The following is a 15,073-nucleotide window of genomic DNA, read 5'->3' on the forward strand; positions in this document are numbered from 1 at the left end:
GTCCTCTCGATTGGTCATGGCGCTGCTCCCTGCTTGATACCAACAGGAAAACAATCGGCCAGAAAAGTGTTAATCGGGAGGTCAAATTAAACTGGTGTTTTGAAGACTTATTACATCGGTGATGACATTTACCGGTCAGCGACTGCTGAAGAAGCAGAAATGGAGCTGGAAGCCTTTGAAGAAGCCTGGGGGGAGAAATTCCCATCGATTGGTAAGTCCTGGCGTAATAACTGGGATAACCTGATTACTCTGTTCGACTATCCTGAAGATATCCGAAAAGCGATTTATACAACGAATGCCATTGAGTCCTTGAATAGCGTCATTCGTAAGGCGATCAAGAACCGGAAGATTTTTCGGACTGATGAGTCAGTCATGAAGGTAATCTATCTGGCCATGGAAAAAGCTTCCGAGAAATGGACCATGCCGATCAGGAACTGGAAAGCAGCCATGAACCGGTTTGAAATTATGTTTCCTGACCGGTTCAAGGAGTAATAGTTTTGGTGGCGTTTACACAGAATTATTTACAGGCTCTTGAAACATTCTCCTCATTTCATTTTCTAACAGCACTATTAGCCTTATCTGCCTGCGATTTCCTTATGCAGAGCTTCTAAGCTCAGTTCCAATTGCATGAACCTTTTAGCATTTACCGCTTCAAAGCCCATAGGATCATGTTTCGCCACGTTAGCCTTCCATTCAGCTTTCTTTTTACTAATATCCTCTACACGATCATTGTGCTTCACAGCTTCCTGGATTCGCTTGGCAATAAGGGCATCTCTGTTTTCCTTGATCTGCTTCTGTTTTTGCTCATGAAGTTGCTTATCTACTTCACGCTTAAGCTGTGCTTCACGATCAAGTTCAGCCTTCCTGGCTTTAGCCAATGCACGCCGTGTAATATTCGCTACAGTTTTCTTGGAATACTGAGCAATCCTGAACGCATCAGCCTGCTTCCTTCTTTGTTCATGAAGCTGCTTGTCGGCTTCAAGCTTAGCGTGAGCCTTCTGTTCAAGATCAGCTTTTCTGGCTTTAACTGCTGCACGATGCTCCGCATTTTTTGCTTTCTTTGCAGCCACTTCGGCAACACCTTTAGCCTTGTGCATCAGCAAGCGCAGCTCACCTTTATCTGCTGCATCTATTTTGAAAGCTTCAAATTTTTCAGCTCGCCTTTTCTCAAGGTCATCGATAGAAAAACCAGATTCGGATTTAAGCTTGGGAGGATTAACCCTCACTTCTCTTTCTGGTGAAGCATACAGTTCTTCCTTTAGCTTCTGGAGAGCCTTCTCGCGACTTCTTTCAAGATCTTTGATAGAAGAACCTGTTACCGATTTGAGCTTGGGAAGATTATTCTTTAGCTCTTTCAGCATAGGATTATGCACATCACGCTGCTCTTTTTCTGGATGAAAGACATTTGGGTGAGTTTTCTGTGAAACCTTAGGAATTATACCAACCAGAATCCCAAACTCTCTGAATCCCAGTTTGGTCTGTGTCCATGCATATTTAAAACCATCACTAATTTGTTGAAGGATAGATTTGGTTTCTACTTCCTTTACCATTCGGCCATATGCAATACCAAAATCAGAAGGAAGATCGTCCCTTTCAACTTTTTCGACATCTCCGTTAGCACCAATATGTGCTGTAACAGATGTTGAATTAAATGCAGGATCATTGATGTGTAGTGTTGTTGTGTTTTGTGATTCAAACATATCTATTTCTCCTTTCCTTGGGATAATGCAACTTCGTTACAAAGTGCATTTCACGATATGTAGCTGATCCCCTATTACAGAACCTAAAAAAGTCAATTTCCGAAACAATCATAAAGTTCTGAAATCAGCTTGGTTGCCACTCTACAGGCAAAAAAAAAATGGATAACAACGCTGTTATTAGTTCTAACAAAACAGTCACATAACACGAAAATACTGATAAAAAAAATAATCTATAAAAAACAAAAGGTTATCAAATATATGATATTTTCATCGTGTCTAAATTAGACAGTAGGCTTCTTGATAAAAAGTTGCTTTAATAGAGATAGTCAGCTTAAAAAGACATACAGAGCACCAATAGCACCTAAATACATGCAAAGCTCAGGAAGCATAAAGGAACAGCTATGAAACTTATCATCATCAGCGGGCGATCCGGTTCTGGAAAAAGTTCAGCTCTGCACACCCTTGAAGATGAGGGTTTTTATTGCGTCGACAACCTTCCAGCCAGCATGCTGAGCCAACTGCCGGATACCCTGAAAGGTCATCATTCTGAGCCACCAAAAATGGCGGTTAGTATTGACGTCAGGAACTTACCCGGAGCCCTTGATAACTTCTCTGAATTACTGGCCTCTCTCAGGAGCAAAGGTATCGACTGTCAGGTTCTGTTCCTCGATACTAGCAGTGAAAAGCTGGTTAGCCGTTACAGCTCCACTCGGCGGAAACACCCTCTCAGCAATGACCAGACTTCGCTCAGAGAAGCCATAGATTTAGAAAAAAATCTTCTTAAGCCCGTTCTGATGGAAGCAGATCTTAAGATTGACACTACCCCACTCTCTGTTCATCAAATTCGCGATCTGATCAAACAGGAGTACTGCGGTGATGAAAAGAGCGGCATGACTGTTCTCTTTCAATCTTTTGGATTTAAGAATGGCATACCTTCCGATGCAGACTTTATCTTTGATGTCCGCTGCCTGCCCAACCCGTTCTGGGATGAATCCCTCAGGGCTCATACCGGCCTGGAGGAGCCGGTGATCAACTTTTTGAAAGATAACCCCAATGTCATTGAGATGGTTGAAGATATCAGCACCTTCGTAGAAAAATGGCTCCCACGCTTTGAGTCAGCCCAGCGCAGTTATATGACTATTGCCATTGGTTGTACTGGAGGGCAGCACCGCTCAGTCTATATTTGTAAAACACTGGGTGAGCTGTTCACCAGTAAGCTGGAACGGGTTCAGGTCAGACACAGAGAGCTTCTCGAATAATGATTACATATCGGAAAAAAATCATTAACAAACTCGGCCTGCACGCACGTGCGGCATCCAAATTTGTTTCCACATCATCGGCTTTTGCCAGTCAGATTGAAATCGGGTTCAATGGGCGCAAGGTCGATGGCAAGAGCATCATGGCGGTTATGATGCTGGCTGCAGGACAGGGCTCAGAACTTGAGCTTCATTGTGATGGCCATGATGAAGAGGCCGCTTGTCTTGCACTCTGCGAACTGATTGATGACCGCTTTGGTGAAGAGGAATAACAGACTCCCCCTTACCGGGGAGTAGCCACTGCACATACAATAAGAGACCATTCTCCATTTTCTCTGGCCATCCGGCGATATACCGGATATCCAGAATCCATTCAGGCAGATCATAATGGCGCAGCAGCTGCAATTGAGCATCGGTGAAGCCGAGCTGAAAAAACTTAATGATGCTCTTGAACACGGTGTCTCTGCAGAATTGCGCACCATGTTAAATACATTGCCCCCTGCTGACACAGCACACCTGCTGGAGTCCTCCCCGCCGAAATTGCGCAGCCTCTTATGGCGGCTAATTGACCGTGAACAGGAAGGTGATGTTCTTCAGGAACTGAGCGAAGATGTTCGCCAGTTCTTCCTTGATCAGATGAATATTGCTGAGCTGAAAGCAATTACTGAAGGTCAGGATGTTGATGACATTGCAGACCTTCTGCAGCAGCTTCCTGATACTATCACCCGACAGGTTCTGGACTCCATGAACAGCCAGGACCGACAGCGCGTTGAAGTGGTTCTGGCTTATCCGGAAGACTCCGCCGGCGGGTTGATGAACACCGACACCATCACAGTGCGTCCAAATAATACCGTAGATGTTGTACTTCGCTACCTCCGTCGTCACGAAGGTATTCCAGATACCACTGACAGTCTGCTGGTCGTTAACCGCCGTGATGAATACATTGGCCGTCTGCCCCTTACCTTACTGCTGACAACTGAACCAAGTGCTACTGTCAGGGAGGTGATGTTAACCGACCTGGATCCTATTCCTGCAGACATGGAAGACACACAGGTTGCCCAGCTGTTCGAGCGACAGGATCTGATTTCCGCTCCAGTGGTGAACGAAAATGGCAAACTGCTTGGACGAATCACCATTGATGATGTAGTGGATGTCATCCGGGAAGAAGCCGAACACTCAATGATGAGCATGGCCGGTCTGGATGATGATGAAGATACGTTCGCCCCAGCTCTGCGAACAGCCCGGCGCCGTGCTGTCTGGTTGGGTTTCAACCTGATTACCGCATTTATTGCCGCATCGGTTATAGGTCTTTTTCAGGAAACCATTGATAAAGTGGTGGCTCTGGCGGTACTGATGCCAATTGTTGCAGGGATGGGGGGAAATGCTGGCAGCCAGGCCCTGACTCTGGTGATCCGGGGGATGGCATTGGGACAAATCAGTAAGACGAACCTGAAGTGGTTGTTAAGTCGGGAGCTGGTTGCCGGTTTTTTGAATGGATTGTTGTGGGCAACACTGGTCGCCACCATCGCCTGGTTCTGGTTCGATGACCCGATTATCTCGCTGGTGATCGCCTGTGCCATGGTGATTAATTTAAGTGTTGCCGTTATCACCGGTGCTATGCTGCCGGTCCTACTGAAATCGTTGAATATTGATCCGGCCCTGGCTGGCAGTATTATCCTGACCACGATTTCCGATGTGGTGGGATTTTTCTCATTCCTTGGACTGGCAACCGTTTTCTACGGGTAAGTTTTGAACCACGAAGAGCACAAAGCACACTAAGTTTTTATTGGTTTAAAACCCTTGTGTACTTTGTGATCTCCGTGATTAATATTAATTACTCACCTGCCAGTTTCATACTGCTGATCAGAATGGAACCGGTCTGGATATTCCCGCGCCTATCCACATCATTACCCACGGCAACAATGTTCCGGTAGATATCCTTCAGGTTACCTGCAATGGTTACTTCAGAAACCGGGAACTGAATTTCACCATTCTCTACCCAGAAACCACCAGCACCACGGGAGTAATCACCGGTTACTGTATTGACTCCCTGCCCCATCAGCTCGGTGACCAGAAGCCCGGTTCCCATCTGTTTCAGCAGCGCATCCAGATCACCTGCATTGCTTTCAACAAACAGGTTATTCACGCCTCCTGCATTGGCAGTGCTGTCCATTCCCAGCTTACGAGCTGAGTAGGTGCTTAAAATATAATGTTGCAGAACACCGTCAGTAATGAAGTCCTTGGCATAAGTCGCCAGACCATCATTATCAAAACTGGCGGAGCCCAGCATACTTTTTAACAAAGGCTGTTCATGAATACGCATCCATTCGGGGAATACCTGTTTGCCCAGGTGGTCCAGCAGGAAAGAAGCCTGACGATAGAGGCTACCACCACTGATCGCCCCCAGAAAATGAGAGATAAGACCTGAAGCCACTTCCGGTGCAAACAGCACGGGTACTTCAGAGGTGCCCACTTTACGGGCTCCCAGTCTGCGAACCGTGCGCTCTGCAGCTTTTTTGCCCACCGCGACCGCCTTCTCCAGCTCGTTGGCATTACGGTTTACTGTGTACCAGTAGTCCCGCTGCATCTCGTCACCCTGCATACCAATCAACACGGCGCTCAGACTGTGACGACTGGAAACATAGCTCCCAATAAATCCATTGCTGTTGCCATAGACACGACAACCCTGATGGCTGGACACACTGGCACCATCAGAATTCACAATTTTATTACTGAAAGAGCGGCCGGCATCTTCACATTGCATGGCCAGCTCAATCGCCTGCTGGGCATCAATTCCCCATGGGTGGCACAGATCAAGATCAGGCAGCAAATCACCGTCGGCCATTAACGCTTTATCAGCAAGCCCCGCATAAGGGTCTTCGGAAGCGTAACGGGCAATATCGCAGGCTGCTTTTACTGTGTCACGGATTGCCTGTGGACTGCTGTCAGAGGTACTGGCAGACCCTTTGCGTTTGTCTAGATAGACGGTGATACCCAACCCCTGGTCTCGGTTAAACTCAACCGTTTCAACGTCCCCCATACGAACGCTGGCCGACAGGCCTGCATCCATACTGATGCCAACCTCACAGGCATCCGCTCCCTGTCTGGTGGCTTCTGCAAGAATATCGCTGGCCAGTGTTTTCAGCCTGGTCTCTTCACTTCGTGGATCCAGTACTGCATTGGAAGATTCGCCCATGATTCCACCTGATCTGTTTTGTTTATCTCTATTGTGCCGCTGTGAAGTTAAGAATGCATCAGTTAGATACTCAATTAAATGCACTCTAATTTGAAGGGGAAAAACATCCCAATTGAGAAGCATTCTGAAGTAAAATAGTAAGAATTGTATCTATTTTTCCATCCATGGAACTGCTTTCTCATACACAGCGTTATGTATTCTGCAGATTCCCATCAATGGCAATTCTCTATGAGCAAAAAGAGCCGTCGCATCCAGGAAGCCTGGGACGATGAAGAAACAGAAGAAATCATCTATGTCAGCAAATCTGAACTGAAGCGGGACATGGAGGAACTGAAGAGCATTGGTGCCCGGCTGATGGAACTTAAACCGGCATTGCTTGATAAATTGCCTCTGAATGATCGCCTTCGTGAAGCATTGGATGAAAGCAAGCGCATCAAAAGCAACAATGCAAGAAAGCGCCACTTGGGTTTTATTGGCAAGCTGATGGCAGATCAGGACATTGAGCCAATCATGGAGCTTCTGAACCAGCTGGACTCCTCCAGTGACGAGTACAACCGTCGGTTCCATCAATTGGAAAAATGGCGTGATAAGCTTATCCACGACGATGACACTCACACGACATTAACTGAATACTTGGAGCATTACCCGGAAGCTGACCACCAGCATATCCGCCAACTGGTTCGTAATGCCCAGAAAGAAGCCTCCCAGGACAAGCCACCAGCAGCGGCAAGAAAGCTGTTCAAATACCTGAGGGAAGTGGACGAACTCTAAGTTCAACCATGAGCAGGCTGAAACCAGCCTGTTCTCCCCTACTCCCTCTCCTGAATTTGCAGCCCAACGATATTCCCCTGCATCACAATATGCTTTTGCAAATTGTGAGCAATGCCTCTTGCCCAGCCTTTTGCCTTTTCAGCATTACTACCCTCAAAGCAGTCATCCAGTGTCTGATCAAACAGTTTCAACCATCGCTCCATCTGTTCAGGGTGAAAATCGACCTTCTGAAACACCTCAAGATGAGGCTGCAGCGCATTTCTCCGGTAACCTCGGGACTTCAACAGTAATGATTCCCAGAATGTAACCATAATGGGTAGATGATACTCCCAGTCAACCTGGGCAATATCGTTAAAAACAGGCCCTAACACATCATCCTTCTGGACTCTGCCATAGAAGGTCTCCACCAGCAGCCTGATATCGTCTGAAGTAGTGATATCCTTCATAACCACCTCTTGATTTCTCTATATCGCACCATCAGGACGCCTTGTAGCCAAGCCTGGAACAACAGCCAATCTGACATTATTTTCATACTCAAACTATAACATGCATTTTAAATGCTACAATTAAATCGAAATAATTGCTGTAACAGCGTAGAGGTCAGGTATGTCGCAGGTTGATCGAAGAGCTTGGCAAGTACTGGGGATCGTCTTTATTGTCTCATTTGCAATTCTGTTATGGCAGGGCCAGGCGATCTACCGTCATGCTCCCCCTATCCCGGATAAAGTGGTCAGCAGCAATGGTAATACCCTATTTACCAAAGAAGATATTTTGCAGGGACAGCTGGTCTGGCGTTCTATTGGAGGCCATGAAACCGGTTCTATCTGGGGACATGGAAGTTATGTCGCCCCTGACTGGAATGCAGACTGGCTACATCGTGAAGCATTACAACTGCTGGATATGTTCGCCTTTAAGGACTTTAACCAGACTTATCAATCTCTGCCTGAGCATCTTCAAGCCTCTGTAAAAGCAAGAACCCAGGAGTCTATCAGAACCAATACACTGAACCCGGAAAACGGGGTGGTCACATTATCCGCTGAACGTACTGAAACCACCGAAGCTCTGTCTCACTATTACCAACAGCTCTTTGGTAACAACCCTGAGTTCCAGACGCTCAGGGAACAATATGCCATTCGTGAAAACCCCATAGGAAATGCCAGTTACAGAAGACAACTGACAGCGTTCCTGTTCTGGACAACCTGGGCCACATCCACCAATCGGCCCGACAGCGATATCACCTATACCAGCAACTGGCCTCATGAACCCCTGATTGATAACACTCCAGCTGGAGCCCTGCTTGGCTGGTCCATTTTCAGTATTGTATTGCTGATAGCCGGTATTGGCGCCATGGCGTGGCATCATGCCGCTACGGTCAGAAATGAAAGCTTACCAGCACCACCTGCCAGCGATCCTCTGGCTCAGTCCTCGGTAACACCTTCAATGATGGCTACACGGAAGTTTTTCGGTACCGCCATTGCACTGTTTGTACTTCAGGTCATCCTTGGAGGAGTCACCGCCCATTATGCCGTAGAAGGTCAGGAGTTTTACGGCATCAATCTCAGTGAGATTCTTCCTTACGCCATTACCCGAACCTGGCACACCCAGCTGGGACTTTTCTGGATTGCAACAACGTGGCTGGGTACCGGGCTCTATTTTGCACCTTTACTGTCAGGCGCTGAACCGCGGCTTCAAAAGCTTGGGGTTAATCTGCTGTATGGTGCACTGCTTCTGGTGGTCACCGGCTCCATGGTCGGAGAGTGGCTGGGGGTACAGCAATACTTCAATCTGGATATGAATTTCTGGTTTGGCCATCAAGGGTATGAATACGTTGACCTTGGCCGGTTCTGGCAGATAGCGCTGTTTACCGGGCTTCTACTGTGGCTGGCACTGGTTACCCGGGCAATAATCCCTGCGCTTCATCGCAACGCCGGTGACAAACAGGTGCTCTGGGTATTTTTTCTCTCATCCATTGCCATTGGCCTGTTTTATGGAGCCGGTCTGTTTATGGGAAAACACACTCATCTGGCTCTGGCAGAGTATTGGCGCTGGTGGATAGTTCACCTCTGGGTGGAGGCCTTTTTTGAAGTCTTTGCCACTGCCGTTATTGCCATTCTTTTTGTCCGGCTTGGGTTAATACGAACACAATCAGCCAACAGCGCTGTTGTTTTTGCCACTACCATATTTCTGGTGGGCGGTATTATTGGCACTCTTCATCACCTCTATTTCGCGGGTGTGCCTACCTCCGTCATTGCCTGGGGTGCCAGTTTCTCAGCTTTGGAAGTCGTTCCTTTGTGTCTGATTGGACTGGAGGCTTATGAAAACTACCGGCTCCGAAAAGCAGCTACATGGGTAAAAGCCTACCAATGGCCCATTCTTTTCTTTGTTGCCACCGCTTTCTGGAACCTGGTCGGTGCCGGTGTATTCGGTTTCCTGATCCCCCCCCATTTCGCTTTATTACATCCAGGGCTTGAACACCACTCCACTTCACGGCCATACCGCACTGTTTGGTGTCTATGGCATGCTCGGCATTGGTCTTCTATTAACCTGCATGAAAAGACTTGCCAATCCTGCCTGCTGGGATGATCGACTATTAAAATGGGCATTCTGCAGCCTTAATGGCGGGTTGGCGGCAATGGCATTAACCACCCTCTTGCCCATTGGGGTTTTACAGGGTATCGCCAGTGCAAGTGAAGGTTACTGGTATGCACGATCACCAGAGTTTATTCATCAACCCATTATCCATACGCTGGTCTGGTTAAGGATGGTGGGAGATATCATTTTTGGTTTGGGAGCACTGGCTCTGGCCGGATTTATGGCCAAACTCGCCCTTGGACAGAGAAAGTTTAATGCTAACAATATAGCGATGGATGAGTAACTCGATGAAGAGCAATTCTACACACATGGCAATGCTGTTACTGCTGATATGGGCAGGCATGATACTGGGTATTTCTTTTCTGGCTACCCCGGTGAAATTTACAGCACCCAGTCTGACCCTGCCTGCCGGTGTTGATGTTGGACGTCATGTCTTTGCCGCTTTTGACAAAGTTCAATGGCTCATTATTGCGCTGCTGGTCCTGGTGTCGCTCAGATATTCATCCAGCGGTATGATTCGGTGGCTACCACTCATCGTCTTTATGCAGATCATGCAGTCTGCTTGGCTGCTTCCCATACTTAATCAGCAGGCACTTGACATTATTGCCGGACAAAAACCGCAAGTGGGTCATTTTCATGCAATTTATGGCGTCATTGAATTGTGCAAGCTGTTAACAGTACTAGCCCTTGCCAGGTTCCTGCTAACTCTTGAGGAGTGTAACTCGTGAACACATTACCTGAGCACGTATCCGCTTATAAAAAAACCAGACTCTTTACTTCAGAGTGCTGCCCTGCAGCATTTCTCAAAGAACACTCGACAGCAGAAGGCGTTTGGGGCGTTTTGCATATTACCAAAGGTGGCCTGGTATTTTGTGATGATGAAACCGGTGAAGACACATCACTTACCGAAGGAGAGCAGACTGTGATTGCTCCAGCCACGCGACATCATTTGAAACTGGAAGGCTATGCCGAATTCTTTGTTGAGTTTTATCGATAAAAGTTGTTTCAATGCCTTCAGTTATCCTGCAACGGGAAATCCGAGAAAACGCCATCAACACCATAACCCATAAGTTGTCTGGCAAACGTCAGCGAGTTAACCGTATAGCAGTAGAGTTCATAGCCTTTAGACTTCACTCGTGAAATCTGTCGTTCTGAAGTTCGCTTACTGCTCAGGTGAATGGTTACAGCATTGACCCTCAATGCTTTCCTGCACCAATTCACCGGCAGTCGTTCAAACAAACAGCCAACCTGAATATCGGAACGGTCTGAAAAACTGACCAGTGCCTGATAATTAAAGCTGGAAACCAGAAGCCGGTCTTTTGGAAATTCAACCTCACTAATGGTCTTTAAAACAGTGTCTACTAACCTGGATTCTGAACAGCCATTGGTTTTCAACTCAAGGTTCAGACCGAGCCCAAGCGCTTTAATCAGCTTAAGCGCCTCTCCAAGTTGAGGAATCTTCTCACCTGAAAATTGATCAGAGAACCAGCTGCCCGCATCGACGGTTTCCAGTTCGGAGCAGTTGAGCGAAAACAGTCGTCCTTTTTTATTGGTTGTACGGTTCAGTCGACGGTCATGAAAAAGTACAGGTGTACCATCAACAAGCAGAGTAACGTCCACCTCTACCCACTTCATCCCTTGCTCAGCAGCCAGCCTAATACCTGCCAGCGTATTTTCCGGAGCCTCTCCCGCCAGACCACGATGCCCGATTATCCTGCTCATGCGCATGAATTATCTCACCTTACAAATGAACCAGAACGCCCCTAACCAAATGCAGGAACAGAGCTATTCTTATCCGAGACACTGTTCTAAGGACATTATCACAGATGCGGCCGGTTTTACTCAGTATTGATGTTGGTACCCACAGTTTGCGCAGCGCTTTTGTTTCATTGGAAGGGCATATCCTTGCCTATGATGAAGAGCCGCTTCTGATCTGGAAAACTGCCAGTACCATGGAGTTCTGTTCAGATAATATCTGGGAAGCCCTGGTAACCAGCGTAAATCGATTAACCGCTGAACACCCACTGAATCAAGAGGATATTAAAGGGGTTGGTATTGATACAACCTATTCTCTGGTTCTGCTGGATGAACAGATGCTGCCTGTCCACCTGCCCGGGAGCCATCGTGCTAATACTTTTGGCTGGATGGACAGTCGGGCCAGTCAACAGGCAGCCATTATTGCCAGCGAGTACCCGGGACTATTTGCTCATGCTGGCTCAAGAATCAGCGCCAAGAGTAACTCAAGTAAATTACTCTGGCTCTTCCAAAGTGCCCCGGAAACCTGGCAAGCCGCAACCTGCATTCTCGATCTCTATGATTACGTCACCTGGAAACTAACGGGTTGTGTGACCAGAACGCCCACATCAACCAGTCATATCTTTACCAGAGATGCGGCAGCCAAACTGAATATTGATATTGAGGAGCGATTTAATGGTGAATCGCTTGAGATCGGAGCTGCGGTTGGGGGGGGGCTGTGCAAAAGTGCGGCTGACCAGCTAAATCTCAAACCGGGAACCCCTGTTGCCACAGGCATTATTGATGCTTACGGAGGAACCCTCGCCACCATACTTGCCGATAATCATCAGAAAAGCCAGCAACCACTGGATTGTATTACCAGAAGAGTCAGTTTTATCGGTGGAACCTCATCCAACTACGTCACCTTCAGCAAGGATACGTTAACCTGCAATGGTGCAGATGGCCCCTATCCTTCAGTCCTTGAAGGCTACTCATTGATATATGCCAGGCAAACCGCGGCTGGAGCCTTCATTGATCACATCATCACATCACACCCGGCTTATAGCTCAATTTATGATATTGCTGTCAGCCTGGGTATTGGGGTTCATGAGTACCTTAACCAGATTCTCTATGAGCTGGCTGGTAACAATAGATCGGAATACGCTGAAGATGTAAGCAAACTGACAGCACACCTTCATATGCTCCCTTACTTTGACTCACCTGAAGTTGATCAACCACAGCGGGGCATGATTACCGGCCTATCTCTGGATAAAAGTCATCAGTCGCTTGCTGTCTTGTACCTTGCCAGTATTCAGGCCCTGGCTCTGGATGCTCGCTATCAGTTAGAGAAGTTAAAGAAATCCGGGTATGACTTTGAACTCTTAATCCCCACCGGGGGATTGGCAAAAAACCAACTACTGCTGACTGAACATATCAATATACTCAATATGCCGGCAGCCATTTCGGAAGAGAGAGAAAGTATGCTGCTTTCCGGAGCCATCACTGGATCCGTGGCCGCGGGTATATACAGCAGTATTGAGGACGCCATGAGAGCCATGAGTCGCTACCACGATAGGATAGAACCTAACCAGCAGCTGTTTGATTTTTACGAAACAAAATACGACACATTTATGAAAATGCAGAAGTGCCAACAATCGTGGGAGTGAAATTTTGATGCTTTGAAAGGAAGGGAAGATGGGGTGGGCGAAGGGGCTCGAACCCTCGACCGCCGGAATCACAATCCGGAGCTCTGCCAACTGAGCTACGCCCACCATCTAAATCTGTATCAGGAAGAAGAACTCCATCCCTCACCAGACGCGGCTGATTATAAGGAAAGCTGTTCAGCTTGCAAGCATGAACCGATGTTTTTTTCTGCGATTTACCACTATGTTTCAATGTGCGTCTGCTAACCTGAGTACCTTTACCCCATCACTAATCACCTCTCAAGCTGTTAAGCATGAGGTCTACCATGCTCACTCCCTGCATAGCTCAAATTCAAAAATCTGTATTCAACATAATCACCCTGCTCACCTGCCTGCTAATAACACTGTTATCCCCCCTAAACGCCCGCAGTTATTACAATTCAAGCTTTGGCGTAAATCCTACGGTTTGTTATGACAACCAGTGTCCTCTGGATACCGACTTCTATTTTGAGTTTGAAAACATGCACCTGATCAAGGGACTGTTTACCGGGCAAAACTATGATCAGATTCCTGAGGTATCAACACTGAATGGCTGCCGTAATGATGCGTGGAACTTTTTTAACTGGGCCGCTATCAGCAAGGGCATCCCGGCCACGTCTCTGAAGGTGCGAACTGATCGATTTGGCCCACTCAGCAAATCCATCGTCCTCTCGGAAATTGAACGTCTGGCAGAGCAAACCCATAGCGAAGTCGGACCTCATCGAATAATGATCAGTTTCAGCGGGCATGGTACCCGTAGAGCTGATACCAGCGGTGACGAATTGGATCATATGGATGAACTCATGGTCTGTGGTCGCGACATTATTTCGGATGATGAACTTCATCACGCCTTTAAACGCTTTCACAAGAGCACCAGACTGCTCGTATTTGTCGACACCTGCCACTCTGGCACTATGTTTGACCTGCCCTATCGGTATGTATACAACACGCTGCACCCGGATATTGTCGAAGAGATTGATACGGGAAGGGACAGGGATATTCCTGCCTATATGATGGTGATATCGGCCAGCCGCGACAGAGAAACCGCAGCAGACGCCTTCTTACCGAGCCCAGACACTATATCCTGGAGCAGTCAGGGTGACTTTAGCAACCGGATGATCAAGACATTGAAAGAGGTGTATTACCATAACCTCTATGTCAGAAATATTCCGGCACTGCTTCGTGACCAGAAACTGCATGCCGAGATCAAATATAACCTGAATCAGCATGCAGTTCTTTCAACCAATTTTCGCCTGGACAAAGACCTGAAATTATTTGGCTGGTAGAAGCCCCTCGGCAGAGGCTTCTTCGGGTTCACCTGGCTCACTGCCTTTGAAAGACTTGCCGGTAAATATCTGGTTAAAGGCCACAGCCATCATAATGGTGGCAAGGGCTGCCCAGGTATGGACTGACAGGGCTTCACCATTGATGGTCGCTCCCAGTAAAACACCAATCATGGGTACCAGATAGTTATTCAGTGAGGCAAATACCGGCCCTGCATCACGAATCAGCATCATATACAGAAAATACACGAGGCCAGCACACAGAGTGCCCAGGTATGTCACTGCCATCAGGCTGGACGCTGTTGGCGTAATTTCTGTTACCGGAGCCACAATCATTGCAAAGAGAATGATCTGGACTGAAGCGCTGCCAAGAACATTTCTGGCAATGATCAGTGGATGCTCATTCTCCACCCCCTTCAGTAATAAAAGGGCAACGGCAAAACAGGCGGAAGCAACGATAATAGCGCCCGCAGCCATTAGGTTAGTACTGCTGCTACCTGACATCAGCTCAGGGTAAAACAGCATCACCAGACCTGAGAAGCCTAATATTACGCTGCCAATACCTGCAAAGGTGATACGCGCGCCTTTGATAACAAGAGGAGCCAGAATCACCGTAAAGAAAGGGATGGTTCCCATCAAAATTGCAGCAATTGCTGTATCAAGGAATTGCTGCCCCCAGGCTACCAAAATAAAAGGTATCGTCGCTTCCAGCAACCCAATCAGGCTGAACTTATACCAATCGCATTTTCTAAATCCTTAAGCTGCCGCCAACTATGCTTAGGCATCATTACCATGCATTATCTAGAACAGATGTCTCGTCGACCACAGCTACCCGAAGGTTTTAATGATGTTGATTTTC

At 47.4% G+C, this 15,073-nt stretch carries 16 protein-coding genes, 1 tRNA gene and 1 pseudogene; 12 read left to right on the forward strand and 6 right to left on the reverse strand.

The window, feature by feature from the left end; all coding sequences use genetic code 11:
• Positions 1-126: 126 nt before the first annotated feature.
• Positions 127-492, forward strand: a pseudogene (locus tag AK963_RS17540) (transposase); the annotation flags it as partial.
• An 83-nt stretch (positions 493-575) separates the two neighbouring features.
• Here the strand turns inward: AK963_RS17540 and AK963_RS17545 are convergent.
• Positions 576-1,700 carry a hypothetical protein gene (locus AK963_RS17545; protein ID WP_066016744.1) on the reverse strand — a complete coding sequence of 375 codons (1,125 nt, stop codon included), beginning with the start codon at positions 1,698-1,700 and terminating at the stop codon, positions 576-578.
• A gap of 401 nt (positions 1,701-2,101) precedes the next feature.
• Between AK963_RS17545 and rapZ the strand changes: the two genes are divergently transcribed.
• The 3 genes from rapZ (at position 2,102) to mgtE (ending at position 4,702) form a co-directional block, all read left to right on the forward strand.
• On the forward strand, positions 2,102-2,959 hold the full coding sequence (gene rapZ / locus AK963_RS17550; RefSeq protein ID WP_066016745.1) for an RNase adapter RapZ: 858 nt from the start codon (positions 2,102-2,104) through the stop codon (positions 2,957-2,959).
• Positions 2,959-3,228: an HPr family phosphocarrier protein gene (locus AK963_RS17555; protein WP_066016746.1), complete on the forward strand. Its 270-nt coding sequence runs from the start codon at positions 2,959-2,961 to the stop codon at positions 3,226-3,228. Before rapZ ends, AK963_RS17555 begins: the two co-directional genes overlap by 1 nt.
• A gap of 115 nt (positions 3,229-3,343) precedes the next feature.
• A complete protein-coding gene (gene mgtE, locus AK963_RS17560) occupies positions 3,344-4,702 on the forward strand; it encodes a magnesium transporter (RefSeq protein ID WP_066016747.1) in 1,359 nt (452 codons plus the stop codon).
• Positions 4,703-4,790: 88 nt separating this feature from the next.
• On the opposite strand, the gene pmbA is transcribed toward mgtE, so the two are convergent.
• Positions 4,791-6,152 (reverse strand): metalloprotease PmbA, encoded by a 1,362-nt coding sequence (pmbA, locus tag AK963_RS17565; protein ID WP_066016748.1) that lies wholly within the window; start codon positions 6,150-6,152, stop codon positions 4,791-4,793.
• A 228-nt stretch (positions 6,153-6,380) separates the two neighbouring features.
• On the opposite strand from pmbA, the gene yjgA reads away from it, so the two are divergent.
• On the forward strand, positions 6,381-6,923 hold the full coding sequence (yjgA, locus tag AK963_RS17570) for a ribosome biogenesis factor YjgA (protein ID WP_238593768.1): 543 nt from the start codon (positions 6,381-6,383) through the stop codon (positions 6,921-6,923).
• A gap of 38 nt (positions 6,924-6,961) precedes the next feature.
• Here yjgA and AK963_RS17575 read toward each other — a convergent pair whose 3' ends face one another.
• Positions 6,962-7,369, reverse strand: a complete 408-nt coding sequence (locus AK963_RS17575) for a group III truncated hemoglobin (RefSeq protein WP_066016749.1) — start codon at positions 7,367-7,369, stop codon at positions 6,962-6,964.
• 160 nt (positions 7,370-7,529) lie between these two features.
• On the opposite strand from AK963_RS17575, the gene AK963_RS36665 reads away from it, so the two are divergent.
• The 4 genes from AK963_RS36665 to AK963_RS17590 are packed head-to-tail and all read left to right on the forward strand — an operon-like array spanning position 7,530 to position 10,512.
• Positions 7,530-9,506 (forward strand): nitric-oxide reductase large subunit, encoded by a 1,977-nt coding sequence (locus AK963_RS36665; RefSeq protein ID WP_274520533.1) that lies wholly within the window; start codon positions 7,530-7,532, stop codon positions 9,504-9,506.
• The gene (locus AK963_RS36670) at positions 9,391-9,798 is read left to right on the forward strand and encodes a cbb3-type cytochrome c oxidase subunit I (protein ID WP_274520534.1); all 408 of its coding nucleotides are present in this window, start codon (positions 9,391-9,393) and stop codon (positions 9,796-9,798) included. Before AK963_RS36665 ends, AK963_RS36670 begins: the two co-directional genes overlap by 116 nt.
• A 4-nt stretch (positions 9,799-9,802) precedes the next feature.
• Positions 9,803-10,243, forward strand: a complete 441-nt coding sequence (locus AK963_RS17585) for a hypothetical protein (protein ID WP_139117485.1) — start codon at positions 9,803-9,805, stop codon at positions 10,241-10,243.
• Positions 10,240-10,512, forward strand: coding sequence for a TehB-like domain-containing protein (locus tag AK963_RS17590; protein WP_066016751.1), 273 nt, complete (start codon positions 10,240-10,242; stop codon positions 10,510-10,512). The genes AK963_RS17585 and AK963_RS17590 overlap by 4 nt, the downstream gene beginning before the upstream one ends.
• A gap of 17 nt (positions 10,513-10,529) precedes the next feature.
• On the opposite strand, the gene AK963_RS17595 is transcribed toward AK963_RS17590, so the two are convergent.
• Positions 10,530-11,237 (reverse strand): glycerophosphodiester phosphodiesterase family protein, encoded by a 708-nt coding sequence (locus AK963_RS17595; protein ID WP_066016755.1) that lies wholly within the window; start codon positions 11,235-11,237, stop codon positions 10,530-10,532.
• Positions 11,238-11,341: 104 nt separating this feature from the next.
• On the opposite strand from AK963_RS17595, the gene AK963_RS17600 reads away from it, so the two are divergent.
• The gene (locus AK963_RS17600; RefSeq protein WP_066016752.1) at positions 11,342-12,916 is read left to right on the forward strand and encodes an FGGY-family carbohydrate kinase; all 1,575 of its coding nucleotides are present in this window, start codon (positions 11,342-11,344) and stop codon (positions 12,914-12,916) included.
• Positions 12,917-12,945: 29 nt separating this feature from the next.
• On the opposite strand, the gene AK963_RS17605 is transcribed toward AK963_RS17600, so the two are convergent.
• Positions 12,946-13,021 (reverse strand) — tRNA-His (locus AK963_RS17605).
• 185 nt (positions 13,022-13,206) lie between these two features.
• Here AK963_RS17605 and AK963_RS17610 point away from each other — a divergent pair.
• On the forward strand, positions 13,207-14,217 hold the full coding sequence (locus tag AK963_RS17610; RefSeq protein WP_083232737.1) for a caspase family protein: 1,011 nt from the start codon (positions 13,207-13,209) through the stop codon (positions 14,215-14,217).
• Here the strand turns inward: AK963_RS17610 and AK963_RS17615 are convergent.
• Positions 14,203-14,928 (reverse strand): DMT family transporter, encoded by a 726-nt coding sequence (locus AK963_RS17615; RefSeq protein ID WP_338011556.1) that lies wholly within the window; start codon positions 14,926-14,928, stop codon positions 14,203-14,205. The two genes, AK963_RS17610 and AK963_RS17615, sit on opposite strands and share 15 nt — an antisense overlap.
• On the opposite strand from AK963_RS17615, the gene AK963_RS35535 reads away from it, so the two are divergent.
• Positions 14,881-15,073, forward strand: a 193-nt coding sequence (locus AK963_RS35535) for a hypothetical protein (protein ID WP_238593770.1), incomplete at its 3' end; no start/stop codon positions are given. The genes AK963_RS17615 and AK963_RS35535 overlap by 48 nt on opposite strands.

This window comes from Endozoicomonas atrinae (assembly GCF_001647025.1).
Classification (GTDB): domain Bacteria; phylum Pseudomonadota; class Gammaproteobacteria; order Pseudomonadales; family Endozoicomonadaceae; genus Endozoicomonas; species Endozoicomonas atrinae.

What these genes read in the sequence shown, in the direction of transcription:
- AK963_RS17585 (WP_139117485.1), top strand. Translation starts at nt 9,803, where the DNA reads ATGAAGAGCAATTCTACACACATGGCAATGCTGTTACTGCTGATATGG.
- AK963_RS17545 (WP_066016744.1), bottom strand. Translation starts at nt 1,700, where the DNA reads ATGTTTGAATCACAAAACACAACAACACTACACATCAATGATCCTGCA.
- AK963_RS17600 (WP_066016752.1), top strand. Translation starts at nt 11,342, where the DNA reads ATGCGGCCGGTTTTACTCAGTATTGATGTTGGTACCCACAGTTTGCGC.
- mgtE (WP_066016747.1), top strand. Translation starts at nt 3,344, where the DNA reads ATGGCGCAGCAGCTGCAATTGAGCATCGGTGAAGCCGAGCTGAAAAAA.
- pmbA (WP_066016748.1), bottom strand. Translation starts at nt 6,152, where the DNA reads ATGGGCGAATCTTCCAATGCAGTACTGGATCCACGAAGTGAAGAGACC.
- AK963_RS17575 (WP_066016749.1), bottom strand. Translation starts at nt 7,369, where the DNA reads ATGAAGGATATCACTACTTCAGACGATATCAGGCTGCTGGTGGAGACC.
- yjgA (WP_238593768.1), top strand. Translation starts at nt 6,381, where the DNA reads ATGAGCAAAAAGAGCCGTCGCATCCAGGAAGCCTGGGACGATGAAGAA.
- rapZ (WP_066016745.1), top strand. Translation starts at nt 2,102, where the DNA reads ATGAAACTTATCATCATCAGCGGGCGATCCGGTTCTGGAAAAAGTTCA.
- AK963_RS17555 (WP_066016746.1), top strand. Translation starts at nt 2,959, where the DNA reads ATGATTACATATCGGAAAAAAATCATTAACAAACTCGGCCTGCACGCA.
- AK963_RS36665 (WP_274520533.1), top strand. Translation starts at nt 7,530, where the DNA reads ATGTCGCAGGTTGATCGAAGAGCTTGGCAAGTACTGGGGATCGTCTTT.
- AK963_RS17595 (WP_066016755.1), bottom strand. Translation starts at nt 11,237, where the DNA reads ATGAGCAGGATAATCGGGCATCGTGGTCTGGCGGGAGAGGCTCCGGAA.
- AK963_RS17610 (WP_083232737.1), top strand. Translation starts at nt 13,207, where the DNA reads ATGAGGTCTACCATGCTCACTCCCTGCATAGCTCAAATTCAAAAATCT.